The 17,482-nt window shown below is 55.1% G+C and carries 23 protein-coding genes and 1 pseudogene; 15 read left to right on the forward strand and 9 right to left on the reverse strand.

Features of this window, described 5'->3' with window-relative positions; all coding sequences use genetic code 11:
• Window positions 1–53: 53 nt before the first annotated feature.
• Together MUN86_RS26120 and MUN86_RS26125 are read right to left on the reverse strand one after the other, a co-directional pair.
• Complete coding sequence (locus MUN86_RS26120; RefSeq protein ID WP_245126711.1) at window positions 54–716, reverse strand: hypothetical protein; 663 nt, start codon at window positions 714–716, stop codon at window positions 54–56.
• A 1,007-nt stretch (window positions 717–1,723) separates the two neighbouring features.
• The gene (locus MUN86_RS26125; protein ID WP_245126713.1) at window positions 1,724–2,227 is read right to left on the reverse strand and encodes a hypothetical protein; all 504 of its coding nucleotides are present in this window, start codon (window positions 2,225–2,227) and stop codon (window positions 1,724–1,726) included.
• A gap of 287 nt (window positions 2,228–2,514) precedes the next feature.
• Between MUN86_RS26125 and MUN86_RS26130 the strand changes: the two genes are divergently transcribed.
• On the forward strand, window positions 2,515–2,958 hold the full coding sequence (locus tag MUN86_RS26130; protein ID WP_245126715.1) for a hypothetical protein: 444 nt from the start codon (window positions 2,515–2,517) through the stop codon (window positions 2,956–2,958).
• A 147-nt stretch (window positions 2,959–3,105) separates the two neighbouring features.
• Here the strand turns inward: MUN86_RS26130 and MUN86_RS26135 are convergent, their stop codons facing one another.
• From MUN86_RS26135 to MUN86_RS26145, 3 genes are all read right to left on the reverse strand, one after another.
• Complete coding sequence (locus MUN86_RS26135) at window positions 3,106–3,522, reverse strand: hypothetical protein (RefSeq protein ID WP_245126717.1); 417 nt, start codon at window positions 3,520–3,522, stop codon at window positions 3,106–3,108.
• Between the two features lie 404 nt (window positions 3,523–3,926).
• Entirely contained in the window at window positions 3,927–4,352 is a 426-nt protein-coding gene (locus MUN86_RS26140) for a DUF6896 domain-containing protein (RefSeq protein WP_245126719.1), read from the reverse strand.
• 291 nt (window positions 4,353–4,643) lie between these two features.
• A complete protein-coding gene (locus MUN86_RS26145) occupies window positions 4,644–4,862 on the reverse strand; it encodes a hypothetical protein (RefSeq protein ID WP_245126721.1) in 219 nt (72 codons plus the stop codon).
• Between the two features lie 261 nt (window positions 4,863–5,123).
• On the opposite strand from MUN86_RS26145, the gene MUN86_RS26150 reads away from it, so the two are divergent.
• The gene (locus MUN86_RS26150; protein ID WP_245126723.1) at window positions 5,124–5,420 is read left to right on the forward strand and encodes a hypothetical protein; all 297 of its coding nucleotides are present in this window, start codon (window positions 5,124–5,126) and stop codon (window positions 5,418–5,420) included.
• 442 nt (window positions 5,421–5,862) lie between these two features.
• Here the strand turns inward: MUN86_RS26150 and MUN86_RS26155 are convergent, their stop codons facing one another.
• Window positions 5,863–6,564: a hypothetical protein gene (locus tag MUN86_RS26155; RefSeq protein ID WP_245126725.1), complete on the reverse strand. Its 702-nt coding sequence runs from the start codon at window positions 6,562–6,564 to the stop codon at window positions 5,863–5,865.
• A 412-nt stretch (window positions 6,565–6,976) separates the two neighbouring features.
• Between MUN86_RS26155 and MUN86_RS26160 the strand changes: the two genes are divergently transcribed.
• The 8 genes from MUN86_RS26160 (at window position 6,977) to MUN86_RS26195 (ending at window position 11,670) form a co-directional block, all read left to right on the forward strand.
• Window positions 6,977–7,354 (forward strand): hypothetical protein, encoded by a 378-nt coding sequence (locus tag MUN86_RS26160; RefSeq protein ID WP_245126727.1) that lies wholly within the window; start codon window positions 6,977–6,979, stop codon window positions 7,352–7,354.
• A gap of 417 nt (window positions 7,355–7,771) precedes the next feature.
• The gene (locus MUN86_RS26165) at window positions 7,772–7,975 is read left to right on the forward strand and encodes a hypothetical protein (protein ID WP_245126729.1); all 204 of its coding nucleotides are present in this window, start codon (window positions 7,772–7,774) and stop codon (window positions 7,973–7,975) included.
• Window positions 7,976–8,027: 52 nt separating this feature from the next.
• Window positions 8,028–8,576 carry a hypothetical protein gene (locus MUN86_RS26170; RefSeq protein WP_245126731.1) on the forward strand — a complete coding sequence of 183 codons (549 nt, stop codon included), beginning with the start codon at window positions 8,028–8,030 and terminating at the stop codon, window positions 8,574–8,576.
• A gap of 272 nt (window positions 8,577–8,848) precedes the next feature.
• Complete coding sequence (locus tag MUN86_RS26175; RefSeq protein ID WP_245126733.1) at window positions 8,849–9,211, forward strand: hypothetical protein; 363 nt, start codon at window positions 8,849–8,851, stop codon at window positions 9,209–9,211.
• An 89-nt stretch (window positions 9,212–9,300) separates the two neighbouring features.
• On the forward strand, window positions 9,301–9,471 hold the full coding sequence (locus MUN86_RS26180; protein WP_245126735.1) for a hypothetical protein: 171 nt from the start codon (window positions 9,301–9,303) through the stop codon (window positions 9,469–9,471).
• A gap of 6 nt (window positions 9,472–9,477) precedes the next feature.
• The gene (locus MUN86_RS26185; RefSeq protein WP_245126737.1) at window positions 9,478–10,653 is read left to right on the forward strand and encodes a serine hydrolase domain-containing protein; all 1,176 of its coding nucleotides are present in this window, start codon (window positions 9,478–9,480) and stop codon (window positions 10,651–10,653) included.
• Between the two features lie 279 nt (window positions 10,654–10,932).
• Window positions 10,933–11,223 (forward strand): hypothetical protein, encoded by a 291-nt coding sequence (locus tag MUN86_RS26190; RefSeq protein ID WP_245126739.1) that lies wholly within the window; start codon window positions 10,933–10,935, stop codon window positions 11,221–11,223.
• A gap of 93 nt (window positions 11,224–11,316) precedes the next feature.
• Window positions 11,317–11,670 (forward strand): hypothetical protein, encoded by a 354-nt coding sequence (locus MUN86_RS26195; protein ID WP_245126741.1) that lies wholly within the window; start codon window positions 11,317–11,319, stop codon window positions 11,668–11,670.
• A gap of 417 nt (window positions 11,671–12,087) precedes the next feature.
• Here MUN86_RS26195 and MUN86_RS26200 read toward each other — a convergent pair whose 3' ends face one another.
• Window positions 12,088–12,864: a DeoR/GlpR family DNA-binding transcription regulator gene (locus MUN86_RS26200; protein ID WP_245126743.1), complete on the reverse strand. Its 777-nt coding sequence runs from the start codon at window positions 12,862–12,864 to the stop codon at window positions 12,088–12,090.
• 48 nt (window positions 12,865–12,912) lie between these two features.
• Here MUN86_RS26200 and nudK point away from each other — a divergent pair, with 48 nt between their 5' ends.
• The 4 genes from nudK to MUN86_RS26220 all read left to right on the forward strand — a co-directional run bounded on the left by nudK (window position 12,913) and on the right by MUN86_RS26220 (window position 15,523).
• Complete coding sequence (nudK, locus tag MUN86_RS26205; RefSeq protein ID WP_245126745.1) at window positions 12,913–13,491, forward strand: GDP-mannose pyrophosphatase NudK; 579 nt, start codon at window positions 12,913–12,915, stop codon at window positions 13,489–13,491.
• Window positions 13,492–13,503: 12 nt separating this feature from the next.
• Window positions 13,504–13,869: a DUF4406 domain-containing protein gene (locus MUN86_RS26210; RefSeq protein WP_245126747.1), complete on the forward strand. Its 366-nt coding sequence runs from the start codon at window positions 13,504–13,506 to the stop codon at window positions 13,867–13,869.
• A 256-nt stretch (window positions 13,870–14,125) separates the two neighbouring features.
• A complete protein-coding gene (locus MUN86_RS26215) occupies window positions 14,126–15,115 on the forward strand; it encodes a helix-turn-helix transcriptional regulator (RefSeq protein ID WP_245126749.1) in 990 nt (329 codons plus the stop codon).
• Between the two features lie 225 nt (window positions 15,116–15,340).
• The gene (locus MUN86_RS26220) at window positions 15,341–15,523 is read left to right on the forward strand and encodes a hypothetical protein (RefSeq protein ID WP_245126751.1); all 183 of its coding nucleotides are present in this window, start codon (window positions 15,341–15,343) and stop codon (window positions 15,521–15,523) included.
• A gap of 45 nt (window positions 15,524–15,568) precedes the next feature.
• Here MUN86_RS26220 and trxA read toward each other — a convergent pair whose 3' ends face one another.
• On the reverse strand, window positions 15,569–15,901 hold the full coding sequence (trxA, locus tag MUN86_RS26225) for a thioredoxin (RefSeq protein WP_245126753.1): 333 nt from the start codon (window positions 15,899–15,901) through the stop codon (window positions 15,569–15,571).
• 28 nt (window positions 15,902–15,929) lie between these two features.
• A complete protein-coding gene (locus MUN86_RS26230) occupies window positions 15,930–16,799 on the reverse strand; it encodes an enoyl-CoA hydratase/isomerase family protein (protein WP_245126755.1) in 870 nt (289 codons plus the stop codon).
• 202 nt (window positions 16,800–17,001) lie between these two features.
• Between MUN86_RS26230 and MUN86_RS26235 the strand changes: the two are divergent.
• A pseudogene (locus tag MUN86_RS26235) lies at window positions 17,002–17,357 on the forward strand (winged helix-turn-helix transcriptional regulator).
• Window positions 17,358–17,482: the final 125 nt, after the last annotated feature.

Here is a 17,482-nt window from a genome sequence, read left to right on the forward strand (position 1 = left end):
TTCTTGGATCATCTCTGCAAATAATTTGCTGATTATAGGACCACAACGCGCTTTCACCGTGTCTGTTGATCCGGTTTTCGCGCTCGTTTGTCCTTCCTTCGGTCCGTGGCACTCCGCATACGGCAGGTAATGGTCCCGCCCCCAGCTGTGTAGCAGGGAAAGGGAATGCCTGTTTCAAAGGCGCGGCGCTGGGCCACAGTGCTTTCTGCCTTCACGGTTTGAGCCACAAACGCGAGCACCCGCTGGGCCTCGGGCAGTGCCCCTTGGGAGGCCGGGTTACCATACGACTTGACCCCGTACGTGCTCGTCGTTGCATATTCCAAAGTGTAGCTAATGCCATCCAGAATCGGCTTCCACCCCACAATAGCCGTCTCATCAGGTAAGGCTCGCAGCTGCAACTGTTGGAGGAGACGAAAGAGCCCGCGCACGGTGGCCGAGTCCAACGCGACCGGGACTCGGTGGATTCGGTTCGTCAGTTCCTCGTCTTTGGGACGGACCTGTTGTACCCAGTGCAGGACTTGTCCGCCGTAGCGCCCATCTACGGTCTGCCATCCCTGAACCACTTGCCCCGGCGCGTAGAATCTAAAATGAGCCGCATGCGTCGCCACCGGCAAGCGGGGCAGCGATAAGAGCTGCTGCTGGTTACGCAACCAATCGGGAGCATGGGTCGTGTCGGCTGAAACGGATAGGCTTTGGGCCAGAACGGGGAGAGACAAACAGAAGAAAAGAAGGAGAACCAGTAACGGAAATCGCTGCATAGAACAGCCCACGAAGGGCAGCAAAGCCGAGGGGAGAAAAGGAAGAGAACCCGTTTTGTAGTTGCTAGGCATCTGGCTAGAAAGGTAGCATTGTTACACCCGAATCTGTGTCCGACTACCCGTCAAAGTACCACAATCAAAATATAGGGGGAGTAGAGCCAAAACTACTCTTATTTTAAGAGCGGGGGTATAACAAGTAATATGTTAATCAACTTTACCCGGAAACTGGTCTAATAATCATAGGCCACTGTTTCGTGTTTTTATCTAAATTTTATCTTGCCTCAAAGGGTAGTCACACATGCTCCTACTTGCAAATGGGCTTTCCATCCCTACTGTTGTTGATTGGTTATGCCTAAAGTAATAAGATTGTTTTCGCTTGTCGGGTTGCTTGCTTGTCAGTCGCCGCACTACCAGCTAGGTGACCTAGTCAATGTTGAGGCTATTGATTCTATCACCGTGCGTAATAACAGGGGGGAGTCTACCTTGCGGCCCGTCGAATTGCGCAATTTCAAACGCGTGCTAGCGGCTATGGCGTACCGTCCCAAGGCCGACGTAAAACTAGGGGCTATTGGGTTTACGGCGTACAGGCAGGGGAAGCAATACTGGATAGAGTCAGCGACCCATAGTCCGTATCTGAGGGTTCCTCGACAGTTAGTTGACTCCGCACAACAGGCGAAGCTTGCGGAGCCAACTCTAGCCGCTGACCCCGGGCTGATTTTCGAATTTGCATCTCCCTCAACCTAGACAACTACCACTAGATTTCTATCTGTCCGAGAAGTCCAATTATGTACAGTAGAAAGCCGCTGCGGGTGCGCATGGCGTAACTCTTCACTCGCCCAGCGGGGGCCTGGACCTTTTGTGATTAACCGTTCTTAAAATGCCAATTAGTTCGTAACGGCTGTGAATCACCTACTATAAGGTGTTAAATGATTAAGAAGGGCTTCTCGATCATCGTTCAACCAGGGTTATGAACTTAACCGTTGTAACTGGTAGGTTGCGGCGGTCCGGATGGCGGGTATTGCCGAACCGGCTAACAGCGTCAATTTCTCCTTCGCTTCTTCTGTTCCGATATCATGGAGCGCATAAGTGGCCTGCACGGCGATGGTATAGTTGCCATAGCAATTCAAATCCGGTATTTCAATAGCGGCTTGATACAAGGGGTCAATACTGACCGGATCTTGCAAGGCTTGTAGCCAATGCACAATGTTTTCGTGCATGTAGTGCCAATCGACGACAACGAGTTCCCCCAAAATTGCCGTCAGGCCTACGGGAACTCCGGGCGCTAGGTGGCTAATCATCAAGGCATAGTCGACGTCTTCCGCACTCTGTTCCTGATACGCTCTTCTTAGTAACTGGACGAGATACTCCGGATGTTGCGCCACATTGAGAGGAAACTGAGCCAAGAACTCTTCTCGGCTGATCTCTTTCCTATAAAGCGCCTCAATAAGCGCTTGTTCTGCTTGGGTCATGCTAGAAATATAGGCTAGGAAGAGAGTCTTACGAGGCGAAGAAAGGACAACGTAACACGCACTCGATAGTACCAGGCTCGCCTAACCTCAAAGGAAAAGTACCACCTAGTTAGACGAGTAGTACATACCTGAAATTACTATTATTTCTAGAACAGTGTTATAAAAACTCTTATGTTGATGACTTAAATAAAGTAAGCTTATCTGTAGAACCACTAAGTAGCAATGTAGAAAAGTACTGTTTTCTTGCCTTTACAATTGAGGACCCTTGTGATGTTAAATTCGATTCCATGGAGCTAGACTATCTACATTTCAGAAGTGATCAGGCAGGTAGTGGATTGTGTTCGTGTGCAAGTGATACGCGCATTCATCTACAACCACTTATTGCTGCCTTCAATCAAAAACATAACCTGACGATTGGCTCCTCTGAACTAGTCATCTTGGAGGGGGCCCAACTGGTAGAGGCTACGCAGCTTCTAGAGCATGAGCTAGTCGATTTGATAGACAACCATCATGTGGATGCCGATCCAACTGGTTTTGGCAGAAAAGCGGTATGCATAACTATTCTGGACAGATCGCTTATCTTGAATGATTTCTCCTGTACAACCGATCAGATAATCTCTCGCTTGAACGGAATCTGGAAAGTCTTCGACCATACTGTACAAGCAGCCGGCAGGGTAAGTGTTTATGGAACGGACACTGTAACAGCAGCTGATATTATGCCTCGTAAGTAGGATTCTCTATTGCTTAGTTAATTCAATGAAATTAGTAGCCTCTCACACAAGCTCTAGCACTGGCTCAGCTCAAATAGGTGCAACTGTCCTTGAGTAGTTGGAGGTTCGTCTATTCTATGAACCTGTCCCTGTAGTTAGTATCAACCACTACCCCTTATGCTCCGCGTCCGGTGAGCGAAACGGTTTGGTGGGGCAGAGCACTTCGCGCACGCCAACCAAAGACACGAGGAAGAGCGACAAGATGTGCAGGATCATGCTCTCACTGTATGGACGAAACAACTCCAGCAAGGCGCGCACATTGCCAAGCACCAGCCAGGCCACGAGCAGCACGAATAGATTGCACCCAATCCGGTTCGCGGTCAGCAAATCCGCATAGCCCTCTCGCTGCTTCAAGCAAGCCAAGTTAACGAGTCGCGTTACCAGGAGGACGATGGCGAGGACATAGCCCCAGTTTTGATAGAGTTCAGGCAGGTGCTCATGAGAGCGATAATAGAAGTAGAGATAAGGTTGATAAAGTAGAACAAAGACTACAACGGGTAGAATAGCCGTGAAGAAACTTTTCATGCGAGCAGGCGCCCTATAGTGATGGATGAAAAGGGAACTAGGATTTCAAGTCCGCGATTCTGACACTTTCACTCAGCCGTTCCTAGGCAAGCTAAGATAGATAAAAGTGCGAAATAAGGCCGGGCTTCTCAGGCTGCTAGAACCTAAGAAAAGCTAGTTAACATAAAGTTGCTTCTCGGACAGTTATTGAAATCAGTACAGTTTTCGGCTGGCTGCACCGCATCGCTCGATGTGGTACTTGAGTGAGGGCAGAACTTTTAGTTGAGGGTGTTTACGAAGTGCGCCCATACGGGACATTTGGTGCCGGCCGAATCGCGGTGCAGTTGGTCGGCATTACGAAGAAATGTCTTCATCGGGCCTATACAATACGACCGTTGGCTGATTTGGCTTTTGGAGGTCAGCTGTTAAATAAAAACGCCCATCGTCCCCGAATACCAATACCGGGTTAGCAAGCCCTCCTTCACCAACTCTTCTAAGACCTGCTCTACTTGTTCCCCGTTCGTCAGGAAGGGGTATTTTGCTTGTATGGCCGGATTGCTTTCTAGAAAATCAACCAGAAACCAGAGGTCAATGCCGCTACAGCCTCCATCTCGGGCGTAATCAAAATCTACCGTGAATGCGGGCGTGGTGATCTTGCAGCCAGCACCATGGAAGTGGTAGCGCACTTGCTGTAAAGCATCGAGATACCCGGCCCGAACACCCGGGCTTACCTCGGGTCGTTGAAAGCCTTTTTCTTGTTCGGACTTCGCATTCAACAGCGCTACGGCCTGATAGACAGCAGCTTGGTACTCGTGAAGCAGGGCCACTACTTGTTGCTTGACGGCGGGCATGGGAAAAGGAGAGAGGGTACTGGAACGGCCTGCTAGTGAGCAGCCCAGTTGCTGGACCGGTTTGCTAGTGGTTCCTTTCTTGTATACTGTGCTTAAGGCGCATTGTACCACTTGATGTACCTGATCAAAGGCCATATGCTGGCGATACTCAACCCAAATAGGAGCATCATTCCATAGCCCTGATACTTCTCCTTTTCACTATTGATGATGGCCTGCTCTGGCTGCGCGGGCAGAAACAGCACGTCGACTGTGTCGTGCAGTTGATAGAGCGGGTCGCTATCGTGAATGCGGTTATAAGACGGTATATGGCTGCTGGTGGTAGGTAAAGTGAACCCGAAAACTCAGCGCGCTTTCTATCTCCTCGATCTGCACCACTGTTCCGGGTCGGGTAATACCCTTTTTTTCCAGCACAGTTGAAGTGTACAGGCTCCACAGCGCTACCCCCACCACTAGCCAACCGGCCAAGGTGAGAAAGCCGAGCACGAGCCGATTGAATACTCTTTCCTGCATAAGACTAGGTAATCCCGATTGGATCGCGAAAGAGAAGGAATCAGAAAGTGTGCTGCCTTGCTAAAGAACTACTGTAGACCCTATCGATCCCAGCTTGCCAAACTACCACTTTTTACAAGGTTGAGTTTATAGAAAACAGTGCCTTAATAACTGGTTTCAAGAAAACAACTGAGTAGCTCCCAATCTACCTTCTTCCTTTTGTTTACTTGACGCCTACTTGTAGGAGTAGGTACTTAAAGAAAACATCTAAATTCTGGCGATATGGATAACAGGCCATCTGTAGACTTTAACCGAGTTAGTGACTTTATCACGCAAACCTTGGCGCAGGTGAAAGCGCAGCTAGAGGAAGATACGGCTGGGTTTGTGCGCCATTACCTGGACCATGCGGAGTATGAAATGGTGTTTGAAGGCTTGTTTATAGGCATTATGAAATTACCCTATCGGCCAGCAATAGATTTGGCCACTGCATTGACTATAGCTAGCGACCTGCGATTAGATCAGGAAGCGATGTATGACGCGTTCTTTTTCAACAACCTGTGCACCTATGCGGCTCACTAGAAGCCTTTGATAAGGTGCTGGTTGCGTTGTGAGGTGCTTGCTGAAACGAAAGTCAATAAGTGGAATGATTAGCTACTACTTATCCTGGCTTTGGTCGCCGTCTTCTTCTAATCTCTTACTGTTTGCTATCGCGGGGGCAGAAAACAGAATTACGCGGGAGACAAAGGGCCTGATAAGAAGAATCTTGCGTTAGCAGCTGGTGTTCGAATTACCTTATCATAAATCCCTCGAGAAAACCACGTTTTTGAGGGTATTGACAGGGGGGTTGAAGCCGTTCGAAATAGGGATGTGTCTGTTGCAGAACTCAATCCGTATTGTGGAAAAGGTGTGTTTAGTCCCTGGAGCGCTGAGAGTAGTAGCGCTAATGAGGGTTTTTAGTCTGCTTTACTCGCTGTTGCTAGCCATTCAATCCCTTGTTGGAAGTTCTGCAACAGCCACGGATCTAATTGGAACGGTCAAAAGGATTTTTTACCATCTCTGCGTCCCCTTTAGGTGGTAGGAGCCGATAGCCGATCGTAAGCGAGTAACTAATCATCTTATCGTGCCGGTTGGTAGCAACCCCTTCATAAAAGTAGTGGGCTGCCACTAGGCCGTTCCACTTGTGGTTGGCCGACGCAAAGCGGGCGGCTACATCGGCCGTCGCGGTTTCCACCCGAATGAATTGGTTAAAGGGGCCATTCCGTAAAAAGAACTGCTGGCCGGAATTGGCTAGGCCCCAGCCCACGGCAAAAGCGATCGGTTTATACCAGCGCGCGTGGCTGGGATGCAGGCGTTTGCTGAGCCAGAACTGATGGTCCAGGATCAGCTCTTTTTTATCCACTAGCGTCCCACCTGTACTATCTGCATTATACTGAAATACGCTGTGGACATAGCCATAGCGCAGAAAGGGGGTATAACTGAGGGCGATTTCGCGGCCCACGGCGATTTCCGGCCCAATGGCCAAGGCCTGCAAGTTGCGCTCGTAGTTGTAGGGAACGTACACGTTACTGCGGACCGCGTTGAGATTAAAGAAGTTCATCACCGTACTGCGGGCGCGTATACTAGGCGTGATCTGCAGCGGAAAGCGGGCGTGCTGCGCCCAGCCCGTGCTACAGACTAGGACAAGAGGAATAGGAAGGCAAGCACGACGAATAGCAGTAGTCATAAAAAGGCGAAAGGGGGTGAGGTATTCGGAACGAAGCACTTCAAATAACCAGTATATAGTGGTTGATATACTCGCCGATACAAGTGGCCCTTTATAATCTTGGGTTAACGGCCGACAAAGCGTAGGATACCGAAAACCCGTTGTAGGTGCTGCGCCAGCTGTTGAGCAGAACGCCTGCCCGCTTACAAGCTGCCACTTAGCTGGCGGAAGGGTGGATACAGTTAAAAAAGACTGTCCAAAAAAGGGGCGAGAAACGTTCGCAATAAACGCTGTTTCCAACACGCTGTGGGGGTGGCATTAGTCGTCCAAAAATTGTTCCTTTTTGGAACAGCTATTTCTACCATGCAACTGCATCGCAAAAGGGAAGGCCTAGTCGATACGGTAGGTGTTTTACCTGCGCTCTATCACCTCCATGACTGATAAGCTTGTCCTTTTGACTTCCCGTTGCGTACCCACCAGTTCTTTCCTGCCCTTGGCCATGAGCACTGGCGGTGCCTCTTCTGACGAGGGCAGTTGGTATGGACTTGGAATTCCAGTGGTTGTGGGGCTTCTCGTCGGCGTTCCGTACTTCCTCAGTTGGGCCACGTGGGCCCTGTTGCAACGAGCCTATCCGCACCCTCAGGTGGAGCCCCTGGCCGCTATCCTAGTCGGCTGTACCGTTACGTTGATAGGTGTACCGCTTGCTCAATCGCTGCTTGGGGAGGCCTGGTTTGTCCCCGCCTTCGTCGGGCTGCCACTTATCGGAACAGGCGTGGGGTATGGCCTTGCACGCCGGGTAGTCGATCAATAAACGCCTTCGCTTTCACAAGGGAGCGCATCCAACAAGTGGTCGGGTTACATGCCATTTTCTAAACGTTCTTTGTAAGGTACCCAAAGTAACGCCATATAGGCGTGATAAGGACCCCTTATCATAACTCAAATCTCCGATTACCAATCCTTCTATTTTTCAGATTAGAGTGTCGGAGTGGTTTTGGTCAACACCTAGAAAGGGCTGTCGGCCGATCTACTCATTGTCGGTTCCGAAAAGCAACTGTCTCCCTTGCTCCCACAGAGATAGGAGCGGCTTCAGATTGGTTCCCACCGTTAGCTGGCGCTGATACCGTTCACGCATGGGGGCCTGGATCGTCTTCGTGAACGGAAATAGGGTACGGATTAGGTTTTTCTCTATAACGACGCGCCCTGGCGACCCCACTTCCGCCCTTCGCGTTTGCGTCGGGAACGGAGCCGCGAGCAAGGTACGACGCTGGCTTCCATGCACGAGCTACAAGCCCGTGAGCTAAAACCAAGCCCGCTGTTTCGGACAACTAAAAATCCGGCAGCGGCAAGTGGAAATCCGTTTAAAGAAGGTTGGCGGCAACCAGCAGAACTAGCTTTGAAGCAACTAGAACAGGCGGTGTATGCGCCGACTTGAGAGGCTTTCTTTTCACTGCCATTCTCACTTGATGCCCCCACTTCCGGTGCCTATGTCCCCCTTTGCCGCCGGGTACATGCCGCTCGACGTCGAGCAAGCAGTAACAGCTGGTCCTGCTTTCGGGATGGGCCGCTACGTTTACGTTCCCGGCCTAATGTGCCAAAGCAAATTCTATGCGCCTCCCGCCATCAGGGGACGGGCCGTGCTGGCGGCGCGCGCCCTCCGGCTTCATTTTCGGTCTGTGCCCGATGGGGTAAACCTAGTGCTCGACCGTACACACCTGTTGCCCGGCTGGGTGGGTACTTATGCGCTCCGCAGCAACATCCATCCTGGGGCCCCTATTCGAGGCTTGCTTTGCTACCATCTCGCTGCCGCAGCCGGCCACGTCACCAACCGTTTGGTGTTAGGCGCCTGCGTACCGTCGCTGACGGGCGGGCTTACCATCACGGACTACGACCCGCAGCACCGGCAGCTAAGCGGCTACTATGAAGCGCGCATCCTCGCCCCGCGCGACCTCGCCCGCGTTGCGGGCTCACCCGGGCCGCGTGGTACCCTTGTGCTGGCCGGCGACTTTGCGGCCCTACCCGTGCAGATGCTTTAGCTAGGCGGTCCTCGTGGACACCCTTTACCAAGGCATTAATCCGGAAAGGAAAAGTTGTAATCCGTTTCACAAAAACCGCTGGAAAAGCGGCCCGCTAGCTTTGTGTTTATCAAAACAGTCCCCGAAAACTACGTGGCTGTCAGCCGCTTGCGGGCACTTCTGCCCCCTTTTTGTAAATCCTACTCCTTTTTCACGAATGAAAAAACCATTCCTAGGGCTAGCCTGCTCATGGGGCTTGCTACGGCGGCTCCTCTTCCTCCACCCTTTTCCTAATGCTTTTGGTCGTGGTTAAACCTGTCTTTGTTTCCGCCTGCTTACTGGCTTTGCCGCTGCTCGCCAGCAGTCAAGTACCGGCCCGACCCCCAGCCGGGACGAGCTACCGCAACTGGCCGGTAGTAGTAGGGCTGCAGTTTCATACGCTGGCCATGCCCTTTTCTGACCAGAAAAGGACGCTATCTAACCCTGGGGTGAGTGTTGGCACCGAGTTTCGCTACAACCGCCGCGCCACGCTGCTGCAAGCGGTGCAGGCCGGCTACTACCACAACCGCTACGCTGGCAACGGCCTGTACGTAGCGCCGCAGTTGGTGTACCGGCCCAAGTTTGGGCCCTTATTCGCCGAGCTAAAAGCGGGGTAGGCGCCTTATACCTAGCGCAACCAAGCCAGTCGTGGGCGCTGGAAGATGGGCGCTGGCAAGCCGCTGACCACGGCGGGCAGCTGACGCTAATGCTGCCGCTAGGCGTGTCGGTGGGGTACGCGGGGCGGCATGCCGCGCCGGCCGTAGCCCCCTTTGTGGGGTATCAATTTTTCGTGCTGCACGGCTACAACCCCGGTATTCCAGTGGTACCCAACCGGCTGCTGCAAGTCGGAATTCGCGCCCATTTATTTCGCTCTTAGTCTTTTATGAAACGTTTTCTGCTTCCTCTGGTATTTACGCTGGGCCTAGGGGCCTGCGCCGACGCTGATTTAACCGGGCCAAGTGCCACCTGCACCGCGCCGGGTACGCTCAACCCCATGCATTCCAAGGCCGCGGCCCTGAGCGCAATCCTGCAACACTACACGACTGCCGGCCTGCCGGGGTGCGCCGTTGCCGTGTACAGCCCCACGGAAGGCTACTGGGCCGGGGCGGCGGGGTTCGCCAAACTCGAAGATCAAACGCCGATGCAAATCTGCCACTTGCAGTACGGGCAAAGCGTCGCCAAAACCTACCTGGCGGTGGCCGTGCTCAAGCTCTACGAGGCGGGCCGCCTCCCCCTGGACGCGCCGATCACCGACTACCTAACCGCGTCGGTGAGCAAGCAGCTACCGAGCGCCGACCAAATAACCGTGCGCATGCTGCTCAACCACACCTCCGGCCTGCCCGATTACACCATTGACCCTACCTACACGGCTTACTTGCTGCAACATCCCCGCAGTCCGCTGACTACGGCCGATTACCTCGGCTACCTGACCGCTAAAAAGTTGGATTTCAAGCCGGGCAGCAAGTTCACCTACTCCAACACCAATTATATGGTGCTGGCCCTCGTTGCTGACTTTATCACCGGCGACCACGCCCGCTACCTGCAGGAAACCATCTTCACCCCGCTGGGCTTGCGCAACACTTTCTACCACAACTCCCCTACCTACCTGCAACAACCCGACGTGGTGAACTGCTACCTGGAGCGCTTTGGCAACGGCCGGGTGGAAAACGTGTCGCAGATGCAGCAGATCAGTGTGGGCTCCATGGTCGGGGACGATGGGTTGGTGGCGTCGCCGCTCGACTTCGTAACGTTTCTGCGGGCGCTGTTTGAAGACCGTCTGCTGCAGCCCGCTACCCGGCAGCAGATGATGACGTGGGTCAACGACCACAAAACCAATAAGCCAACTTACGGCTTGGGGCTGTACCGCGTAGAACATCAGGGCAAAGTAGCCTACGGGCACGGCGGGGGTGGCATCGGGGCGGGCTGCGCGCTGTATTATCTTCCCGAGCAACAGATATACTTTTTTCTTGGCGTGAACTTGGGTACGCTCACCGAGGGCAAGCTGGTAAGTAAAGCCGGCGAGCTGCGTAAGGCGTTGCTGGACGAGTTAGTGAAATAAGCTCATTGAGGTAGCGTGGTGCCTGTTGACCAGGCTACCTGAGGGGCGGTTTACGATTTTGCTTGGGTTTAGGCGCTGGGGTTACAGAGTTTGATTTTCCCTCTGGGGTTCCGGTGGTTGCACAACAGTTGTGTTTTGGTGTTGCAAAGCTAACTCCCCATCATAAAGTCAGTGAGCGGGCGAGTTAAGTATTCCGGTGCCGGCCGGCTGCCGCATCCCGGCCAAATAGGACTTTGTCACGCTGCTAGCCTCGCAAAACGGAACGCTGAAGCCCTGGAGATGGCGGCCGCTGCTGGGCTACGAGCCCTAGGCACGCGGATGGCCCCTACTAAAACGGGGTTCATTGCGCTGCCCGCTATCATTGGCGTGCTTGATGGCACGGTTAACCCACATGGCGAAGGCTCGAACCGCCTTCTCTGGACCTCGGAGCGAGACGACTATAACAGGCCCCTCACCTTCAGAATCGTGCAAATGACGGCCACTACCAGGGCCAATATCGTTCCCGATGCACTCGCCATAGTAGTCACCACCGCCCACCTTGCGGTGGGCTTCGTGCGCCACAAGGGATAAAGGTACTTAGCTGAAAATAAGAGTAGCCTGCTTGCGGCCCCTTGAGCAAAGGGCCGCAAGCAGGCTACTTCTTTTCGCCCTACTGCCTTTAATTTGACGAAGCGGCTGCACGCTCAAGGCTACGCGGCTATAGCAGTGGACCTGCTGCCGGCGCCGACCACCGATACGCTGCTCGCTATTCGCGGGGCCCACGCCGTCTGGGTGGACGAGGAACTCGTGCCCCAGCCGCGCGCCATCTACGACATCACCAAGCAGGCCGGCGAGAACTTGTGCCGAAACTTTTTCGAGCAAGAAGAACTGTTCACGGCCTTGTTACGAGTCGCGCGCTTTTTACCCGAGTCCGAGAATGTGACCCTCAATTACCGCCTGTACCGAGGGCTCGACGCGCAGGAGGGAGCCCTGGGCCATTTTTTGGCGCTAAAACCCGCGTTTCTGGGCGGGTACTGATTGGTGGACATTCGCAATACTGCGGCGGCGCCATATTTATCAAAGCGGTTGCCACCAATGCAATTCAGCGGCCGCCTTTCTTGCTTTCCGCGAGGAAAAGTAAACAATCTCTAGCTACCACGCTCGCAAGCGTGCTCGACAACACTGGAACCGTCACCACTACGCACGCCGGGCAGGAGCCGGGCCTCAGCGAAAGGTGGCCGGGCCTCAAGGGTGCTTGAAGTAGCGTCTGGCGTGGCCATAGCCAAGTTTCCCTTGCTCTACTGGGTGTGCCACGTAAAGTCAGCTACTCAGACCGCGGCTCGGAATGAGTTAGCACAACAATAAAGTGGCCTGATAAAAAGCCGCAACTAAAAGGTGGGACCGGCTCAATACGTAATTAATCTTTGTGCCAAAGGGAGAAAAAGGGCTCATCCGTTAAACCAGCACAGTTAAGCCCGCTTCCCGATACCGCGCCAGCACGTCCGGGGAGGCGCGCGCATCCGTTATTAAAGTGTCCACAAAGGAAAGCGGGGCGAACTGCAAATACTTGTCGTGCTCGAGCTTACTAGCGTCGCAGAGCAAATACACGTGGCGGGCCGCCTCGCCCACGGCCAAGCTAATGGCGGCTTCTTTTTCGCTGTTGGCGCTCAGGCCCCGCTGCAGCGAGAAGCCGTCCACGCCCAAAAAGGCTTTATCGACTTGGTAGCGCTTGAGCTGCTCGACGGCCACCGTGCCGTGCATCGCCTGCCGCTCGGCATCAACTTCACCGCCGGCTAAGACCACCTGCACTTGGGAGTTCACCAACTCGAAGAGCACGGGCAGCGAATTGGTCACCACGCGAATTTTGAGGTGCTGGATCAGCGAACACAACGGAAAGGTCGTGCTGCCGCAATCAATGAAAATGGTATCGCCCGCCGCAATCTGGCTGGCGGCCAACTGGCAGATGTACGTTTTCTCGGCCAGGTGAGCTGTCGCTTTGCGGGTAAAGGCCACCGGGTTTTTCACCAGTTCGGGCAGCACGGCCCCGCCGTGGGTGCGCACCACCAAGCCCTCGGCGGCGAGCTGCGCCAAATCCCGGCGAATGGTGATGGGGGTGGTGTGTAGCTGCTGCGCGGCTTGGCCCACGTCCAGGCTGCCCTGCTGGGCTAACGTGGTCAATAAAAACTGTTTGCGCAGTTGAAAATTCAGCGTTTTCTCGTTACTTGCTTCCATAAGAACACAAAGAAACACAATTAATCAAAAACGAACGATCGAGCTTGTATGAACGAACACATTCGCCTGCGCGAGCAGCTGGTTTTGTCGGACAACTGGTACACGCTGCGCAAAGTAACGTATGACTACCAGCGAAAAAATGGGCGCTGGGAAACCCAGTCGCGGGAGGCCTATGACCGCGGCAATGGGGCCACGATTCTGCTGCACAACCCGGCGGCCGACACCGTTATTCTGACCCGCCAGTTTCGGCTGCCCACCTTTGTCAACGGCAATGCCACGGGCATGCTGATTGAAACCTGCGCCGGCCTGCTCGACGACGAGCACCCCGATGCCGCCATTGTGCGCGAAACCGAGGAAGAGACTGGTTACCGGCTTACAGCGGTGCAGAAAGTGATGGAAGCCTACATGAGCCCGGGCTCGGTGACGGAGCGCTTGTTTTTCTACTTGGCCGAGTATTCCCCCGCCACCGAGCGCCGGGGTGGGGGCGGCATTGAGGAAGAGGAAATCGAGGTGCTGGAGTTGCCCCTGCCGCAAGCGCTGGCCATGATTGCCACCGGCGAGATTCAGGACGGCAAGACCATTATGCTCTTGCAACACCTGCGCCTCCAACAACTTCACGCGTTATAACCCCTACGTCTCATGGTTATTCTGATTGCTGGCCCGTACCGCAGCGGCACCCACGACGACCCCGCCCGCATGGCCGCCAACCTGCGCCGGTTGGAAACCGCTGCCTTGCCCTTGTTTCGGGCCGGCCACCTTCCCTTGATTGGGGAGTGGGTGGCCTTGCCCTTGCTAGCCCAGGCGGGGTCCACCCGGCCGGGCGATGCTGCCTACAACGAAATTCTTTACCCAGTCGCCCACCGCTTGCTCGCGCAGTGCGATGCCGTGCTGCGCCTGCCGGGTTCCTCCCAGGGGGCGGACGAGGATGTCCGGCTGGCCCAGGAGCGGGGCTTGCCCGTGTATTACCGCCTGGAAGACGTTCCAACTTGCCTACCGGACCGGTAGTTTACCTGGCCTTTGTTTTGAACAACCCAAGGTATTGCGAACTGTCTTCAGCACCACGAAGTGGTTCGGCACAATTGTCCCCCGCCTGCTCCCAAAACAGGCGGTAGAGCCGCAGAATTTCCCGTTGGGCAATGACTTGTTAGGGCAGCGCCCACTTGCCAGATGCCCAGGTTTGGTTTTCGTTTGCTAGGGGTCTTAGACAGCCCTTAGCTGAGTTAGCGTACTTATTCTTCCTTTCTTTTCTGATCGGTCCAGTATGGAACCCTGTTTTCAGCTTCGCCCCGCCGAAAGTGCCGACCACTGCCAAACCACGCTGGATCAGCAAGCGGGGCTGCGGCACGTCACTACTACGTGGCGCAAGGGCGAAAGCTCAGCCACTTTTTCCGACTATTTTCTCGAGGGCCTGCAATTGACCACGCTCACCGGGCACCTGCCTCAGCCGCTGCGCGTGGCCCTGTATGCGCCCGAGCCCTGGACGGCCATGCTCTTTCCCCTCGACGGGCAACTGCACGCCACCCCCGGGGCCCGCTACCCACTTTCCTCCGGGTCGGACCCGCAGATCCGGACGGTCGAGGAAGCGCCAGCCCACCTCTACACGCTGCAAGGTTTGCAACACCGCAGCTTCGCCGTTCACCTGACCCGGGAGCGGTTTGCCAACCTGGTGGCCGCCAACGAGGAGTGGGCGAGTGTGCACCGCTTGCAACTTCGTGAGCCGGAACCTGTGGTGCTACTACCCCCGCACGCGGCCATCTCGCCTGCGCTACGCACTCTGATCGAGCAGCTGATTAACTGCCCCTACCACGGGGCGCTGAAAAAGCTGTTTCTGGAAGCGCGCTTCCTGGACTTGTTTATCGAGCAGCAAACCCAGCTCGTACAGTTGCGCACCCGCGCCCGCTCCCGCGACCGGGACATCATGTACGCCGTACGCGACTTCCTCGACACCCATTACGCCGAGCCACCGAGCTTGCTGGAAATCGCCCGGCAGTTCGGCACTAACGACTTCAAGCTCAAGAAAGGCTTTCGGGAGCTGTTCGGCACTACCGTTTTCGCCTACATCGCCGAGCGCCGCCTCACGGTAGCTCATCAGCTGCTCACCCTCACCGACCAGCCCGTGCAGGAGGTGGCCGAAACGGTGGGCTTTACCAACGCGGCGCACTTTGCCACAGTGTTTCGCCACCGGTTTGGGCGGCGGCCTACGCAATTACGCCGCATGCCCCAGCACGAACTAGTAGAGTGTGGCAAATGATTAAGGCTTTGAACAGGGATGGCTCGAGTGAGTGTTGGTGGCCTTCGTCAACCCACAGGTTAGCAAGCATTTACGGGGCGTGAAACTTAAAGTGCGCAGTTGTTAAGAATTGATAAGGGGGCCTTGTCAGGCATATATGGAGTTGATTTAGGTATCTTATAGGGGACATTTAGACTACCTTCCAGTAACTTAACTTTAGCCCTTTAAACGGGGAGCACCGGTCGCTTGTCACCGCGTATGGAGGACGGGCAGCTTCCGCTGAAGATCGACTTCGACCAGGAGGTAGGTGGCACTCCGTTCCGTTTGCTGGGAAAAGGGCTGTCCGTGGCCGAAACCGTGGAACTGACCAGCATCAGCCTCTCCATCGTCAAACGCTACCGCAAGCACCTGCAGGCTGCGCTTACCTAATAGGAGCCTTGGCTAAAAGGGTGGTCCAAACGGCGCATTTGCTGGCTAGGATGCTGCTAGGTGCGCCTCCAGCTTGTAGGAGAGTACGTGCTTCGGCACCGCCCCTACTTGCTTATCCACCAGCTGGCCATTCTTGAACACCAGCAAGGTGGGGATGCTGCGCACCCCGAACTTGGCGGCCACCTGGGGGTTCGTTTCAATATCAAGCTTGCCGACTAGGACCCGGCCCGCGTAGTCGCCGGCCAATTCTTCCACCACCGGGGTTAGCAGCCGGCAGGGGCCGCACCACTCCGCCCAAAAATCTATGAGCACCGGCTTATCCGACTGCAGTAGTTGCTCAAAATTGGCGTCGGTTATTTCAATTGCGTTGCGTGCCATGGTATCTGTTTAGGTATGGTTGATTGGTTTACATTGTGTTGAACAAGCCTTCCAGGTCCCGTTCACCCGCGCGCGTTTGAGCACCGGCCGCCAGCGCACGGCTGGTGCGCTCAAAGGCCGCCGGCGACTGGAAGAGTCCCCCCATCAACGTGTTTTCTGTTGCTAGCCCCTGCTGCAATGGGGTCAGCGCCGCCGCCTGTACGGCCGCCTTGGCCGCCGCCGCCACCCCCACGGGCAACGCGGCAATCCGCCGCGCCAGCGCCGCTACGAACTCGTCCAGTTCCTCAGCGGGTAGCGCACGGTTAATCCACCCGTAGCGCTCGGCCAACTCCGCATCAAACAGCGTGGCGCCCAGGATGGCCTCTAAGGCACGTGGCGCACCTATTAGGCGCGTCAGGTATTGCGTGCCGCCTCCGCCCGGAATGATGCCCATGAGCACTTCCGGCTGGGCAAGGCCGGTCCGCCTAATGGCGGCAAACCGCATATCCAGCGCCATCAGCAGCTCATTGCCGCCGCCCCGCGCCAGCCCGGCAATTTTGGCCATCGTGACCTGAGGCAGGGTGCGCAGCTGCTCGTGCAGTTCCTGCATGGGATTGAGCGGGGACGGCGTTCCCACCGCGGTGAAGCCCGCAATGAGAGCGGGGTTCGTGATGAAGTGCATGTCGCCGTGAGCGATGAAAAACTCTGGGTCGGCGCTCTCCAACACGATGACGCGTACCTGCTCGTCAGCCCGGACGGTGGCGGTGAAGCGCATCAGCTCCAGGATGAAGGGAATGTCGAGCACATTCAACGGCGGGTGGGCGATGGTAACGGTCGCCACCCCTTGGTCGAGGACAATGCGCAAGGCCTGATAGTCTTGGTAGGACGAGGCGGGGGAAACAGGAAAATTAGTTAACATGGCGTTGCTAGACAGTGCGTAAAGCGGTGAGATGCTTCGTCCCAGAAATAGGGCTGCTTTTGTAGGTGCAAAGTTCCAATGCGCCGAATAGGTGGGCAATAACGGGTAAATTTATCGCCTAAGGATACTTTCAGGCCATAGGGCTATATTTGTACCTATACCCCGAAATTGGTCGTGCTCTTGTTCCCCCGTATTGTTGCTTATGTACCAGAAAAAGATTGTTCAACCCCTCGACTGCGGTATTCTGCTGACGAAGGAAGTACTCAACGGCAAGTGGAAAGCGGCGCTGCTATACCAAATCTGGCGGGGTGTGCAGCGGCCCAGCGCCTTGCTACGCCACATCCCCGAGGCCACCCGGCGCGTGCTCAATGTGCAGTTGAACGAAATGGAGCGGCACGGCCTCATCAGCAAAGTCATTTATCCCCAACTCCCCCCAAAGTAGAGTATAGCCTGACCGATTTTGGCCGCAGCTTGCTGCCGGTCATTGAGGCAATGAGTACGTGGGGCATTGAAAACCGGGCACGCCTCGAACACCTACTGGCAGCTGAGGAAGGGTAGGCCAAGGACCACTGCTATGGAAGGTAAACAGGTGCAAGTGCCCTCCATGGTTCTCGAAGTAGCACCGTCGCACCGCTCTCATCCCCAAAATCCAACAGGGACAGCTCCCACCCGGGATTTGTGTT

Origin of the sequence: Hymenobacter volaticus (genome assembly GCF_022921055.1) — a bacterium.
GTDB lineage: Bacteria > Bacteroidota > Bacteroidia > Cytophagales > Hymenobacteraceae > Hymenobacter > Hymenobacter volaticus.